The organism is Caballeronia sp. LjRoot31 (genome assembly GCF_964253885.1).
Taxonomy (GTDB): domain Bacteria; phylum Pseudomonadota; class Gammaproteobacteria; order Burkholderiales; family Burkholderiaceae; genus Caballeronia.
In genome coordinates this window covers 1,933,370-1,947,601 of the sequence record NZ_CAXURX020000003.1, presented here as the reverse complement: position 1 = coordinate 1,947,601, position 14,232 = coordinate 1,933,370, and the positions used below count along the sequence as shown (strand labels likewise).

Genomic DNA, 14,232 nt, shown 5'->3' with positions numbered 1-14,232 from the left:
TTGTTATGGAATGGAGACTTGCGAATCGGACTTGCGAATCGGACTTGCCAAGGGCAACGCGCGCCGCCCATGCCTTTCCGGTTGACGAATTCGGGCCTCCAAAGCCAGCTAAAAGTTGGTGGCCCGATTTAAGCGACCCGGTTTATCTATCGGAGTCCGGATTAAATGTTCCTGCAATACCGCGGCCACGTGGATCGGCGACGGCACTTGGCGTGCCGCTGACGACCTGGATTGCCTGGATGTCGCCGGAGAAATCCTGGGAAGCCAGTGTGTAGCCGAGCGCTTCAAGTTGATCGGCGAGCTTGCCGGTGATCGGCATGTAAGGCTCGTAGAAGATCGTGTTTGGCGGTAGCAGTTGATGGTGGAAGCGCATCGCCGCCACGGCCTCTTTAAGCGGCATCCGGAAGTCGTACAGGTTCGTGATCACCTGGAAGACCGAAGTGAAGATGCGCGACCCTCCCGGGGTGCCGATGACGAGCATCACCTTCCCGTTTTTCGTCAGGATTGTCGGCGTCATCGATGAAAGAGGGCGCTTCTTCGGTGCGATTGAATTCGCGTCGCTGCCGACCACACCGAACATGTTCGGCACGCCGGGCTTCGACGAGAAATCGTCCATCTCGTCGTTCAACGCCATGCCAGTGCCTTCGGCAATGAGGCCCGAACCGAAGCCTCCGTTCAGCGTGTACGTGTTCGATACCGCGTTGCCCCACTTGTCGATGACGGAGAAATGCGTGGTTTCTGATTTCTCCGGCATCACGCGTTCCGGCATCGACGTCCCGAGACCTGGCTTGACCGACAGCGTATCCGACGGTTGCGTTGGGTTGACTTCCGCCGCGCGCCTACGGATATAACCCTCGTCGATCAGGCTTGCGACAGGCACTTTGTAGAAGTCAGGGTCGCCAAGATACTGCGCGCGGTCCGCGAACACCCGTTTTTCAATCTCTGCAATCAGATGAATATAGTGCGGCGAGTTCAGCTCGACGCCGTTGAACAGCGGCGCATTGTCTTCCTTCATCTTCAGCAACTGGACGAGTCCAATGCCGCCGGAGCTCGGCGGTGGCGCGGTGATGACACGGTAGCCGTTCCAGTTCGATTGCACCGGCTGGCGCCAAAGTGCCCTATAGGATCGAAGGTCTGCGCGCGTAATCAGGCCGCCGTGTTGTTTCATTGAATTGGCGATCAGGTTGGCCGTTTCGCCGTCGTAAAAGTCGGATTCGCCCTTTTCGGTGATGCGGGTCAATACGGCCGCAAGCTCTGGTTGCCGGAATGTCTCGCCGGCCTTCAGCTTGCCGAAGTAGCGATCGAAGTTGGTCTTGCCGGCAAAGTATTTCGATGCGTCGTCGCGACGCGACTGCAGTTGTTCGTCGACGATGAACCCGTCCGTCGCGTAGTGCAGCGCCGGTGCGAGAACCTGTTTCCACGACAGCCTGCCGAACCGATGCTGCGCTTGCCACATGCCGTCCACCGTGCCAGGCACGCCGACGGCGCGAGCGCCGATCAGGCTGCTGTCCGGGATTACCTTACCGTCCTGATCCAGATACATGGTCGCACTGGCAGCGAGCGGCGCACGTTCGCGATAATCGAGGAAATGTGGCGCGCCGTTCATGTAGAGCGTCATGAAGCCGCCACCTCCAATATTTCCCGCCTCCGGGTAGGTAACAGCAAGCGTAAATGCGATCGCGACGGCGGCATCGACCGCGTTGCCGCCCAATTTCATAATCTGCTCGGCTGCGGCCGCGCTGTATTTATCCGGGACCGCATACGCGGCGGCCGTCAGCAAGGCCGGCGCGGCAGCGCCCGAAGTCTTCGCAATGGCGTCCACCGTGCCCACGAATGCGCCGCTCCATGACACGCAGGCGAAAATCGCAGCGCTGAGTACGCCGGTTGCTGACCATCCCTTTCCTTCCATCGTCTTCTCTATCTGTTAGCAATACGAAATAAATAGGTTGGGATGGACCTTGCACGATCTGCACGGATTCAAACTGCAGTCCGAGGCTCACGGCGGGAGGCCCAGGCGATTCATGCGCGACCCGACCGTCGTCAGGCGCGCAATACATGCTGCTATTCGGGATGCCCGCAGTCGTCCGGGAACGTTGGCAGGGCGGCTATCAAAGCCCGTCATTGTCGATAAAAAGTATATTGACTAGACTATAGATATTTAAACTTAACGGCAATCTGGTAGTTGCCCCTAGCTGCGAGAGCAGCAGAGGGCCGGACGGTCGACGGGCGGGGGTTCCGTGGATCCCACGGGCATCGTCGCGACCTCCACTCATGCCATACTTCGCGGTAATCCATTTCACAGACATGTGGTTAAACGTATGTCCGAGCCACTTCCTGCTGTATTCAGCAAGCCCTTTAGCAGCATCAGCGCGCCGGAAGCGATCGTGGAGCGGATTCTTGAGGCGCTGACTTTGGGCGAATTGAGGGCCGGTGACAAGTTGCCGGACGAAGCGCAACTCGCGACGTCGTTCGGCGTTGCACGGATGACATTGCGCAATGCGCTCGTCGTGCTTCGGGAGTTGGGCCTGGTCTCGACCGCCAGAGGGCGGTTCGGAGGCACCTTCGTCACGGCCGACGTTCGCGAGCGGTTGCGCGAAATGGCGCTGGAAAAGAAGATCAGCAGCGAAGCGTTGCGCAGCCTGTGCGATTGGCGGCGCGCTATTTCGGGCGAGGCGTGTTTTCTTGCGGCCCTGCGTGCGTCGGACGCGCAACTGTCTGAGATTGAAACGGCTGCAAAGGCTTTCGTCGACGGGATATCAGACGTCGATGTCCGGCGATCAGCCGACGCCCGTTTTCATTTGCTGATTGCCGAGATTGCCGGGTCGCATCATCTGGTCGAGCAGGAGCGGGCGATCCAGGACGAGTTCGGCGTCGTCTATACGTCGTTGCCGTTGCTTCGGCAGCCGGTCGACACGCTGTCGATGGATCACGATCCGCTGGTCAAAGCGCTGCGTTCGCGCGATGCGGACGCAGCGCGGACCGAGATGGTCGCGCATATTGAATCAACCTATACGTGGTGCTGCTCGCTGCTGCGCGTAAAGAAAATGGTTTGACCGGAGAGGAGGACAGATCCAATGGTTATGCAGGCGACGACTAAGGTCGGTGATAAGAGCAAGCCGGAAATCCGTCGGCCGACCCAGGAGCGTGGCAAGCAGCGGTACGAGGACATCTTGAATACGGTCGAGGGCCTTTTGCAGGATCGGGATCCGTCAGACATTGGCATCTATGATATCTCGGCTAGTCTCGGTATATCGCCGCAAAGCGTTTACCATTTTTTCCCTGAGGTTTCGCTGGTTTTTGTTGCGCTTGCCGAGCGTTACCTGGCGTCGTTTCGCGCAGTCGAAACCGCCGAGCTCGGTCACTTCGAAGCATGGCAAGATTTACTGAAGGTTCAGCACGCGGGAATGCTGCGTGTGTTCGACACGAATCCTGCCGTACGCAAAGTGCTTTTGGGCGTCGGATACTCGTCGGAAATTCGCCGGCTCGACCAGGAGAACAACCGAATTCTGGCCCAGCATCTTCTCGACGGATTTCGTCGACACTTCGTTCTGTTCGAACTGCCTGACCTGCACGAGCGCTTTGTAGAAATGGCCGCTATCAACGATGCGATCTGGTCTCTCTACCTGTTGCGAGACGGAGTGATCAGTGCTGAGGCCGAGCGGATGGCTCACCGTGCACGCATTGCTTATTTGCGAACGGTGTTGCCTGACTATTTAACGCCTCGTTCAGGAGAATCCTCGGAAGCGGTATGAGGACATGCGGACATGCGCGCTTGCAATAGGGCTGACGCGCCTTCCGACTGCTTAATGCAGTCATAACGCTCGGGCGTTCCAGCCCGTTGCTACCGATCCAGTTCTTTTATGAAAGACAGGAACGTACGGAAGCCGTGCGACATGTGTCGTCAGCTGGGATAGTAAAGATGAAAGCCGGATCGTTTGGGAAGCCAGTCGTCCAGCGCCAGAGATAGTTTGCCTGTTACTACGTAACTCATGACTTGATCTACGAAAAAGAGCCCGACACCCGCCCCATGCAGCACGGCATCCAGGTGCAGCCAGCCGAACTGGTGACGTTGAACTCGCACGAATTTGACCGATTGAAAGTGATTCAAGCCGTTCGTGGATGCTCGAGCCAGGGCTGCCCGCTTAGCCATCTGACAGTGCGTCAGGTTGAGCGCTTCGTGCTTCGACACAAACAAGCGGGCGCCGACATGAGTGGGAGTCTGGTTGGCCAAATTCATGGGGCTTATAACGATGGCGCCCAAAACCGGCGGTAGCCTATCCTGCAATACCTCGATTTCAGTGTCGTGTGCAGATCCGTGAGATAAACCTGGATCAGCAAAATCGCGCTTTCAGGCAAGTTACGTATGTACGGCAGGCAAACGGCTATCCACGCGCGATCAATAAACGGCATCAACCCAGCGCGAACGCGAGGGACGTTACCGAACATATCGATATACGCCTGCCACGCGGTCCGCGCCGCCCCTAACTGTCCGTTGCGCAATAGATTGGTGATGGAAACCGGCGCGAGCAAGGCCGGTCCGGAGGCGGGCGTGAAACCATCGCTGATAAACGCGCTCCAGCCTGCATGGACGGTCGCGAACATATCGGGCGGGTTTCCTTGCGCCGGCCACGTGTAGGTCTGTCCTTGATAACCGAGATTGGTCAGCACTTCGCCGGGATCGGGGAAATTCGAGTTTGCCTGGATACCGAAGCGGTCGAGGTAATGGAACAGGCTGTACTCGCTGGGCGGGAAACGCATGGCGCCGAGTTCGGCCAGGAATGCGGGCGCCTGATTCGTAAAGGGAACACTGCAGGCCCGTCCGCCAATGCGTCCGGACGCTTCATACAGCACGACATTCGACGCGCCGGCGCGCAGAAGTTCATATGCCGACACGAGGCCGCTTATGCCTGCGCCGATAATCGCTATCGTCCGGTTGCCGGCAGCAGGCAGTTTGCCGAGCGAATCCGGCGATTCAACGAGCAAAGCGCCATAATCGAACAGGGTATCGATATAACCAAAGCTTGGTTGTGAAGCTGGGGCAGTTTCACCGGCTGCAATAATGGGCTTGCGGCGACGTAGATTAGGAATGAAGGCCATGCATTTTCCCTGTTTGGTAAAAGTACTTCCGCGTTGGTAGAAGTCGGGATTGGGTGCCGGCGGCCTGATCCTGTTCCGCCGCCGCTTCGTGATGCGACGTGACGTGATGCGATGCGATGCGTTCAAGCAACTGGCCCGTCAGTTGAAACGACGGCAAACTATTTAACGGCACGAATAAAACAGACTTGAATCGGCAATATCGTCCGTGTAGTCTGCGGGGCAGCATCTTAAAATATGGAGGCTTGCGCGTAGAGAAAACGTACGCGAGCCATTGACCCGGGGACTGACCAGCATGTCCGTGAAATGTATTTGACGAGCCGGGAGACCGGCCTGGTTTCCGATATCTTCGCCGTGCTTGCTGATTCACTTCCTGAGCAGTTGATGCGTCAGGAGGTGGGCGTTCGCATGCTCAGCTTGCTGCGTGCGGACCATCTCGGGTCGTATGTCTGGGACGAGACGAAGAAAGAATTCGTCAATCGGGTCTCCTTCAACATGTCGGAAGATAATCTGTCCGAGTATGAGCAGTACTACCAATACCGCGATACCGTGACCCCGCGGCTACAAAATTTCCGCGAAGCAGTTCGTGTGACCAACGTGATTCCGCAGGGCGAGCTGATGCGGACCGAACTGTTCAATGACTTTCTGCGTCGCGACGGTTTGCACTGGGGCATGAATGTCTATGCATGGGCCGGCGATTCGAACATAGGCGACCTGCGCATCTGGCGCGGCAAACATCGGGAAGATTTCTCCGATCACGACCTTGCCATGGCCGAGTTCGTTCGCCCGGCTTTTACCGCAGCACTGGCGCGGGCGCGCGCCGCGGCGGGCATGACGCAGCCGTCTGGACCGCAAGCCAAGCTGATTTCAGAGGACGTGCTGAAGAACCTGACAGCGCGTGAGCGGGATGTAGTCGGGTTGGTGGTGGAAGGTCTGCTCGACAAGGAAATTGCATTCCGGCTGGGTATTTCTTATACGACGGTCCGTACGCATATTGACCGTTCTTTCCATAAGCTGGGTGTTGGAAGCCGCTCCAAACTGATTCGCGTGGTGCAGACGAACGGGCGGTAGCAGGGCGGCACACGGGTGAAAGTATTTTTATAAATACCCGCTGCTCGGAAATAATCTTCTCTAAACACTGCGTTCGGCCGACGTGCGGTTCGAATTGGCGTGCGTAGACAGTTGAATACGGTGGAATAACTGCTTCAACAGAAGTCCGGCGAAAATGTCAGTCTGGCATGCCAATTGAATTGAAGTCGCTCTGGTTATCGCACGCTCTGGACAATATTCCCCTTTTGTTTGATAACGGCATTTGTCGCACTGGCATGGTGCGTCTGCGCTATTTATCGTTTTTGCCTGAAGATGATGACTAGACGTTACCGTCTAACGTAAATCCTCAGAATTGAGGATTCGCTGTCGGCAAAGTCGCGGTAATGTCGGCTGCCTTGCTACTGGAGCATGAGCCGTGAGCCTTGACCAGACCTTCGAAGCAGCCCCCCGACATCCATTATTGGTCGAGCAGGAAATCGCGCATCTGGAACGGATCGTTCCGCGTTGGAGCGACGAGGGCAGCGGTTCGCTACTTGGCCAGGCTTATTGGCGCAAGCGTGTCATCGATCTGGCGCGTTATCCGGAACTGACGCCAACCCAGCACGCCACTATGCAGCGAATGCTCGAATGCGTGAACCCGGTAGTTTGATGGTGGCGCGGAGCGTTATGCAACGAATTGTGCGGTAAGGTGAATTAAAGGACTGTCGCAGGCAACATTCAGTTATCCGGGTTTGAGTTTCACGTTTTTGACATATTGATTCCAAAACGTTGCGCATAGACGCATAGACAACTAAAACGTTTCTGGTTTTTTACTCCGGCTTCCATTGCATCAACCTATGAGAGAGGGCTGAATATGGAAATGCAATACCGAGGATCGACTATACGACCCGTGGTTGCCCCCGCCCGGGGCGCCTTTGATTCATTTGTGATCATCCGGGACGAGCATGGAAATCAACGCTCGCACGGCACACTTGGCCGTTTCGCTTCGCATAATGCCGCCACGAATTTTGCGGTCGTCTGGGCGATAGCCACTCTGGACGGAGATACAGTACCGAGAGCGCCGTTCCAGGTTCTTTGAGGACGGGGGCCGATACCGTTTGGGTAGCGGCCCGGTTCTACGAACCGGCAGCAACGCGCCGCGTGCGACGGCGCAAATTTTGAAGGTCGATGCACCGAACGCGTAGATCACCCAGCACAGCGCGCCCACCACAATCAACGCGTTCGCCGAGTAATGCCGGGGCTCGTTCAGCAGTGCCGCATATCGCCTTTTGTCACGACCAGCGCGACCCCGGCAAACGGCATCAGGATAAACAGAAACGAATACAACGGCGGCGCAATCCTGCGCGCGCTCGAATTCACGATCAGGCCAATCGTCGGCTGCGTTGCCATCATGATCGATGCAGTAAGCGCGCCGTCGCGTCCGGCCAATTGTTGTCCGAGAAAAACAAAGGAACCGAAACCGGAGAAACGCCGACGCCATTAAATGCCGACTCAACCCAGTTGCCCCGTCAGCGCCGGATTACCCGCCAGAGTCTCTACCAGGAAGTCGATGAACACCCGGACCTTGGTGGGCAGCCGGCGGCCAGCGGGATGGACGGCGCTGATGGCCAGCGGGCCGGGAGCGTAGTCGGCCAGCACGACGCGGAGCGCGCCCGAGGCGATCTCGGGCGCGAACGCCCAGACCGGGCCGTGGGCCAGGCCGAGGTCGGCGAGCGCCGCAGCCCGGATCTGTTCGGCGTCGGCGGTGCGGAAGTTCGACCTTGGATGATGCAGAACAGACCTCGACCCGTCCCGGAACTCCCACGGTAGCGGTTCGTGGAGCGGGGCAAAAATCAGGCAGGCGTGGGCGTCCAGGTCGGCGGGGGTCCGCGGCTCGCCGCGAACTGCGAGGTACGCCGGCGTGGCGACGGTCGCGAAAGGCGCCATGGCGATGCGGCGCACGATCATGCTCGAATCGGCGAGCTCGCCGTTGCGGATCGCCAAGTCGACCCCTTCCTCGATCAGGTTGATGTTGCGCCCGGAGCCGGTGAGCTCGACGGAGATGTCCGGATAGCGAGCAAAAAACTCGGGGAGGCGCGGCACTATGTAGAGTCGCCCGAACACCGGGGCGACGGTCACCCGGATCAGGCCGGACGGCGCCGACTGGCCGCGGCCCACCAGGGACTCCGCTGCATCGAATTCGTCGACCAGCCGCAAGGCAGATTCGTAGAAGATCTGGCCGGCGTCGGTGAGGGTCATGCTCCGCGAGGTGCGGCGCATCAGTTGCGCACCCAGGTGGGCTTCAAGGGCGGCGATCTGTTTGCTGACCGCCGACTGGCCGACCCCGGCTTCCCGGGCAACCGCCGAAAAGCTGCCGCGCTCGACCACACGAACGAAGAGGCGCATTGCGTCGAGCCGATCCATTGAAGGTTCCCAATAATTCCTATTGGGAATGGATTGTATTCCAGGGTCCGGGGTTCTACGCCAGATGGAAATGGATGATTCTGTCGGCAGATGAGGGCCGGTGCTTTCTGGCCTCAAAAACCCTGAGGAAAATTCCATGACCACAACCACTGTTGCCACGACAGCCTTTGTCGAGACCCGGCACGTTCTATCAGACGACGAGCGCCAAATTGAGCAAACTGTGCTCGCCGAGATCCACCAGCTGTTCTCGAACCCGACCGGCGATCAGCGCGAGACCTATGACACGCTGATCGCCAGGACACCGATCGCCGACGGCGTCACCCTCGAAGCCATTAACCGAGACGGCGTCAGCGGCTGGTGGGTGCGCCCGAGCGGTGCCCCGGCCGATCGGGCAATCCTCTTCCTGCACGGCGGTGCCTACCTGCTGGGCTCGGCCAAGGCCTATCGTGGCTTGGCCAGCCAGGTCGCGGTCCGCGCCGGGGTATCGGCGTTCGTGGCCGACTATCCATTGGCTCCGGAGCACGTGTTCCCGGCCGCGCCTGAGGCCGCCGCCGCTGTTCGCCGCTGGTTGGGCAGCCAGGGCCAGGGTGTTTCGCAGGTCGCGCTGGTCGGCGACTCCGCAGGCGGCGCGCTGGCCCTCAGCGTGCTCGGCGATGCAGCGACTTCGCCGGCGATAACGGCCGTCGCGGTCTTTTCGCCCTGGCTCGATCTGGCGATGACCGGCGCCTCGTTCACCAGTCCCGACATTCACGACCCTATCTTTCAGCCGGAAATGCTTGCTGGGCCTGCAGGAGCCTATCTTGCCGGCGCCGATCCGAAGGACGGCCGGGCGTCACCGCTCTACGCCGTGCCCGAGGTCCTGCCGCCGTTGCTCATCCAGGTGGGCGGCGACGAGATCCTGCTGGACGACGCGCGGCGCTATGCGCAGGCGGCCGCGGACAAGGGCGGCGAGGTGCGGCTCGATATCTTCGAAGGGCTGCACCACGTCTTCCAGGGTGCGACGAGAGACCTGCCGACCGCGCGCCGCGCGCTCGACGAGGTGGCGGCGTTCCTGAGCCGCCACTGGGCCTAGCGCGACACGTTCAGAAGAGGAGCCAAGACCAACCAGATCCCGGCGCTCTTGCGAGAGCGCGGCTTAACCCGGTTTTCCGTTCCCCTGCGCCTTGGACCCCAATGAAGCGGCATCCCTCACCGTGGCAGAACTGCACAGACAGACCCGGCGAATTGCACGGTGACGGTTTGCTCATTTCTCGTATGCCGCTGGACGAGGCCGATTTCACGCGTGAAGGTATCGTCTCCAAGAGACAACGCGCGCACGGTCTCCGGTATATGCAGCGCGGACGATTGCGGGATGAGCGCAATGCCTGCCCCGTGCGCCACGAGCCCGACGATTCCCTGCAATTCATCCAGTTCGACCACGTCCTGCACCGTCACGCGAATCCTTCTGAGAAAGCGGTCGACAAGGCGGCCTCCAAAGGAGCTCCGCTCGTATCGGATAAAGGGCTCTGACTTGAGCAGCGTGCGCCACGGCCGGTCCGCAAGCTCGCGCGGGACCAGCAGCACGAAGGTTTCGGTGAGCAGCGTGCGCCATTGCAATTCGGCCGGCAACGCGAAAGGGGGTTTGATGATCACCGCGACGTCGACCTCGCCGGAGTCCACCTGCGCGAGCAAGTTGAGCGACACGCCGGGAACCACGCGGATTCGCCACCCGGGCGAAGTCCGCCGGAACAATTCGATTGCGCTGACGAGAAACGAAGCCTGTGCAGAAGCAATAGCCCCCACCCGCAGCAGGCCGGACTGTTCCGCCGTGCCGCCACGCGCGGCGAGGCGTGCGTAAACCGACAACAATTCCTCGGCCGTGTCGACCGTCTGCTTGCCGGCGGCATTGAGCGTGGCCGAGCGTCCGGTCCGGTCGAATAGCAGGAAACCCAGGTCCTCCTCCAGCCGCTGGATCTGCGCGCTGACAGCCGATTGCGTCAGTCCAATATGCGCCCCGGCACTCGCGAACGTCCCGAAACGCACCACCGCCAGAAAGGTTTTCAGCTCTCGCATCATGGTTTTATCGACCGCTTTGGTGGATCTTTGGCAGGTTTTGATTAATCAATTTTATTGATGCTGAGCTAAAAAAACTATCATTATTCAACTATTCTCGTTGCCCCTAAACTGTCCATCCATGGCGTGACATCCATTTTTCGCGCACCATGAAGGCGGTGCGGACGGACCTCGTCCGCGTCGTCGAATACGTAATTCAACCGATATCCGAGCCTGCCATGAGCGACACCACTGCTGCCATTTCCCCATTTCATCTCGCCTTTCCGGTCCATGACATTGCGGCCGCCCGTGAATTTTATGGCGACCTGCTCGGTTGCCCGGAAGGCCGCAGCTCTGCCGACTGGGTGGACTTCAATTTCTACGGGCACCAGATCGTGGCCCATCTCGCGCCGGACGAAATCGGTCATCGGAAGACGAGCGCGGTAGACGGCGATGCAGTCCCGGTCCGGCACTTCGGCGTGGTGTTGCCAATGGATCAGTGGCAAGCGACATCGGACAAACTCACGGCGGCCGGAGTGGAATTCATCATCGAGCCGCATGTGCGCTTCAAGGGCGAAGTCGGTGAACAGGCGACCATGTTTTTCCTGGACCCGTCGGGCAATGCGCTAGAGATCAAGGCGTTTGCGAACATCGCTTCGCTGTTTGCGAAGTAACACCGGCCGCCATCTCCACGTAGCGAACCGATGCACTGAACTGCTGCGTCAGCCGGGCAATCCGGCTGACGCAGCGTGGCCGTTCCTCGATCATTTGTCCGCGGATGTGGTCCAGCAGGCATACCGGCCTGCCGGGATCGCGGCAAGCTACGGCCATTACCGGATGCAGCCGCCTGGTTTGCCCATCGCACGGTCGCCACGGTCGTTATGTAGCCCGCCATTCCCGGCGAACGACCCGATGAAACGCACCAGGCGCAACAGTCCGTTGTATTCGGGTGTTTCAGGGGTATTAGCGTGAACCGGGGAACAGGACATGAATAACGAAAGCACCCGCAAGCTGTTTCGGGAGGCCATGGCGTACCTGTCGGCGGCCGTCAACATCATCACCACGGACGGTCCGCGCGGCCGCTGTGGCATGACCGCCAGCGCGGTGTGTTCGGTTACCGACACGCCGCCCACCATGCTTGTCTGCGTGAACCAGTCCAGCGCGGCGCATGCCGTGCTCGCGGGCAATGGCAACGTCTGTATCAACGTGCTGCCTGCCGATCACCAGGAGCTGGCGCGTCATTTCGCCGGCATGACCAATCTGCCGATGAGCGAACGATTCGAGCAGCAGGCATGGACTGCTGGACGCCTCGGCTTGCCCGTTCTCGCCGATGCACTCGCCAGCCTTGAAGGCCGCATTGTCGATACCAAAACGGTTGGTTCGCACTCCGTGATGTTCGTGGAAGTGGCGGACATCGTCGTGCGCGGCGACGGTGACAGCCTGATTTATTTCGGCCGCCACTTCCATAGGCTGGCTCGCACGGCGCCTGCGCTTTGCTGAATTTTCCTGGTTGAATATGTCGTGCGGATTACTGAGGTTCGCAGACCACGCTGAACCTCACCAGCGTGGTGGCGCCGAACGTGTTGCTCAACGCGACGTCGGCGGCGTCGCGGCCTCGCGCCATCAATACGCGTCCGGTGCGCGGCGCATTGTTGCGCGGATCGAATGTCTGCCACGTGTTGCCCAGATACACCTCGATCCAGGCGCAGAAGTCCATGGGTGCGTAGGGCGGTGGCAAACCGACATCGCTGATATACCCCGTGCAATAACGTGCCGGAATGTTCATCGTGCGGCATAACGCGACGGCCAGATGAGCAAAGTCCCGGCACACGCCCACGCCTTCCCGGTACGCTTCGAACGCCGTCTTGGTCGGACGCGCGCAGTTGTAGTCGAACCGTATGTGCCCGTGAACGTAGTCGCAAATAGCCTGCACCCGGGCGCGTCCGAGCGGCGTATGGCCGAACATCTGCCAGGCGGCATCGGACAGCAAATCGGTCTCGCAATAGCGGCTGCCGAGCAGGAACTGCATGCACTCGTCGGGCAGTTCTTCAACGGCATGCTGATAACCGTTTGGCTCCGGCAACTCCATATAAGGCGGCACGTCGATCAATCCCTGCGTGGATAGCGTAAGCCAGCCTTGCGGTGCAACCAGCCGGCTGCACAGGTTGCCGAATGAATCGTGATACTGCGAGTAGGGCACCGGCGGGTTGACCCTCAGGATGTCCGGGACGAGGATGTTCTGCGCCCGCGATGCGTGCATGTTCAACATCAGCAGCATCGGGGTTGGCTGCACGCATTCGTAGACCAGTTCGTAACCAACGCGGAGCTTCATCGGACTGACCTTTTTAGGTTGGGGCGCATGAGTGGCCGGGGAGTTAATGCATCGACATCGACATCGGCATCGACCTCGCTTGCTTCACCAGGACGATGTTCAAGGCGGAGTTAAAACCATCGAACTCCTGATTAATTTCCGATCAACCCGCTGCCGCCGGCTGATCCTGCTTGATGTCTTGCTGAACGTCGGCAGTCGCTTCGTCCGCTTGTTTCGGGGCACTCGCGCTCGCAATCACCCTATGCACGAAACGCAGTTTGGCGACGACCTTTGGCGAGAGCGTGAACGGATACGCATCGGCCAGGCCCAGGCTTCGATTCAAGCTGTTCAATGCGTACATCAGCGGAAACCATTGCTTCATGAGGTTATCGAAACTGGTGTTCTCGACCGGCTCGATCTCGGTAAGCGACGGTTCATTGTCGGACTTTGGATCGAGCTTGAATCCGCATGCGGCGGCGGTGTCCACCGTATCGACGATATGCAGGTAATGTGCCCACGTCTCCGCCCAGTCTTCCCACGGATGCGTGGTGGCGTACGCGCTCACATAAGACTGGTCCCAGTCGGCTGGCGGTCCATTGTCGTAATGGGCCTGGAGTGATTGAGCGTAGTCGGCGCGCTCATCGCCGAACATCTCGCGAAACGGTTCTTCCCAACTGGTGTTCGATACGAGCCGGTCGAAATAGTAGTGGCCTATCTCATGCCGGAAATGCCCGAGCAAAGTCCGGTACGGCTCGTGCATATCCGCGCGCATGCGTTCGCGCAGGGCGTCATCGGCTTCGGCGATGTTCATCGTAATGAGGCCGTTGTCGTGACCGGTCAGGACCTTCGCCCCCATCTCGCCGTCTTCCAGAAACTCGAACTGCAACCCGGTTTCCGGATTGGTTCGCCGTGAGTCCGTGTTCAGCCCGAGTGCCGAGAGCGCGAACAGCAAGCGCCGCTTGGCCGTCTCCAGCTTGTACCAGTAGACACGATTGTTTGGCAGGGTGAGGTTGGGGATGGTCTGCGTCAGGCTGCACGCCGGGCACAATACGTCGGGCGAGTCGGCCGGAATCATCCAGTTGCAGACATTCTCGAGCGCGTAGTTATTGCACTGCCGAAACAGCGCGCCGTTCGCCGATGGATTCAGGGCCCGCCACAGCGTGTCCCCGGCCGGTTCGAACGCGCAAACTTCGGACAATTCAGGCACGAAGCCCAGCAACGCGGCACAGGATTCGCATTTCACGTTCTCGAAAAAAACGTGATGCTGGCAACGGCCGCAATGGAATGTTTTCATATTGAAGAGATAGGCTGGAATGCAGCGCGTAATGGCTTGTTGAAAGCTA

The 14,232-nt window shown here is 59.4% G+C and carries 15 protein-coding genes; 7 read left to right on the top strand and 8 right to left on the bottom strand.

The features are described 5' to 3' along the window. Positions 1-142: 142 nt before the first annotated feature. On the bottom strand, positions 143-1,909 hold the full coding sequence (ggt, locus tag ACSQ8V_RS37405; protein ID WP_436209176.1) for a gamma-glutamyltransferase: 1,767 nt from the start codon (positions 1,907-1,909) through the stop codon (positions 143-145). Positions 1,910-2,318: 409 nt separating this feature from the next. Here ggt and ACSQ8V_RS37400 point away from each other — a divergent pair, with 409 nt between their 5' ends. Both ACSQ8V_RS37400 and ACSQ8V_RS37395 read left to right on the top strand, forming a co-directional pair. Further along, on the top strand, positions 2,319-3,053 hold the full coding sequence (locus tag ACSQ8V_RS37400) for a FadR/GntR family transcriptional regulator (RefSeq protein WP_436209175.1): 735 nt from the start codon (positions 2,319-2,321) through the stop codon (positions 3,051-3,053). Between the two features lie 21 nt (positions 3,054-3,074). After that, on the top strand, positions 3,075-3,752 hold the full coding sequence (locus ACSQ8V_RS37395) for a TetR/AcrR family transcriptional regulator (RefSeq protein WP_436185130.1): 678 nt from the start codon (positions 3,075-3,077) through the stop codon (positions 3,750-3,752). 149 nt (positions 3,753-3,901) lie between these two features. Here ACSQ8V_RS37395 and ACSQ8V_RS37390 read toward each other — a convergent pair whose 3' ends face one another. Next, on the bottom strand, positions 3,902-4,237 hold the full coding sequence (locus ACSQ8V_RS37390) for a hypothetical protein (RefSeq protein ID WP_436209174.1): 336 nt from the start codon (positions 4,235-4,237) through the stop codon (positions 3,902-3,904). A gap of 5 nt (positions 4,238-4,242) precedes the next feature. Continuing rightward, on the bottom strand, positions 4,243-5,097 hold the full coding sequence (locus ACSQ8V_RS37385) for an FAD-dependent oxidoreductase (RefSeq protein WP_436209173.1): 855 nt from the start codon (positions 5,095-5,097) through the stop codon (positions 4,243-4,245). Between the two features lie 303 nt (positions 5,098-5,400). Here ACSQ8V_RS37385 and ACSQ8V_RS37380 point away from each other — a divergent pair, with 303 nt between their 5' ends. Next, positions 5,401-6,165, top strand: a complete 765-nt coding sequence (locus tag ACSQ8V_RS37380) for a response regulator transcription factor (protein WP_213763729.1) — start codon at positions 5,401-5,403, stop codon at positions 6,163-6,165. Between the two features lie 394 nt (positions 6,166-6,559). Then, complete coding sequence (locus ACSQ8V_RS37375; RefSeq protein WP_213763728.1) at positions 6,560-6,793, top strand: hypothetical protein; 234 nt, start codon at positions 6,560-6,562, stop codon at positions 6,791-6,793. Between the two features lie 596 nt (positions 6,794-7,389). Here the strand turns inward: ACSQ8V_RS37375 and ACSQ8V_RS37370 are convergent. Continuing rightward, a complete protein-coding gene (locus ACSQ8V_RS37370; protein ID WP_436209172.1) occupies positions 7,390-7,572 on the bottom strand; it encodes a hypothetical protein in 183 nt (60 codons plus the stop codon). Between the two features lie 63 nt (positions 7,573-7,635). After that, positions 7,636-8,547, bottom strand: coding sequence for a LysR family transcriptional regulator (locus ACSQ8V_RS37365; protein ID WP_436209171.1), 912 nt, complete (start codon positions 8,545-8,547; stop codon positions 7,636-7,638). A 136-nt stretch (positions 8,548-8,683) separates the two neighbouring features. On the opposite strand from ACSQ8V_RS37365, the gene ACSQ8V_RS37360 reads away from it, so the two are divergent. Then, positions 8,684-9,619 (top strand): alpha/beta hydrolase, encoded by a 936-nt coding sequence (locus tag ACSQ8V_RS37360; RefSeq protein ID WP_436185124.1) that lies wholly within the window; start codon positions 8,684-8,686, stop codon positions 9,617-9,619. A 116-nt stretch (positions 9,620-9,735) separates the two neighbouring features. Here ACSQ8V_RS37360 and ACSQ8V_RS37355 read toward each other — a convergent pair whose 3' ends face one another. After that, positions 9,736-10,602 (bottom strand): LysR family transcriptional regulator, encoded by an 867-nt coding sequence (locus ACSQ8V_RS37355; protein WP_213763724.1) that lies wholly within the window; start codon positions 10,600-10,602, stop codon positions 9,736-9,738. Between the two features lie 215 nt (positions 10,603-10,817). On the opposite strand from ACSQ8V_RS37355, the gene ACSQ8V_RS37350 reads away from it, so the two are divergent. Both ACSQ8V_RS37350 and hpaC read left to right on the top strand, forming a co-directional pair. After that, positions 10,818-11,252 (top strand): VOC family protein, encoded by a 435-nt coding sequence (locus ACSQ8V_RS37350; protein WP_213763723.1) that lies wholly within the window; start codon positions 10,818-10,820, stop codon positions 11,250-11,252. 313 nt (positions 11,253-11,565) lie between these two features. Continuing rightward, positions 11,566-12,078, top strand: a complete 513-nt coding sequence (hpaC, locus tag ACSQ8V_RS37345) for a 4-hydroxyphenylacetate 3-monooxygenase, reductase component (protein ID WP_436209170.1) — start codon at positions 11,566-11,568, stop codon at positions 12,076-12,078. Positions 12,079-12,106: 28 nt separating this feature from the next. On the opposite strand, the gene ACSQ8V_RS37340 is transcribed toward hpaC, so the two are convergent. Next, positions 12,107-12,910: a transglutaminase-like domain-containing protein gene (locus tag ACSQ8V_RS37340; RefSeq protein WP_436209169.1), complete on the bottom strand. Its 804-nt coding sequence runs from the start codon at positions 12,908-12,910 to the stop codon at positions 12,107-12,109. A gap of 142 nt (positions 12,911-13,052) precedes the next feature. Further along, positions 13,053-14,183 carry a zinc-binding metallopeptidase family protein gene (locus tag ACSQ8V_RS37335; RefSeq protein WP_436209168.1) on the bottom strand — a complete coding sequence of 377 codons (1,131 nt, stop codon included), beginning with the start codon at positions 14,181-14,183 and terminating at the stop codon, positions 13,053-13,055. Positions 14,184-14,232 lie beyond the last annotated feature (49 nt).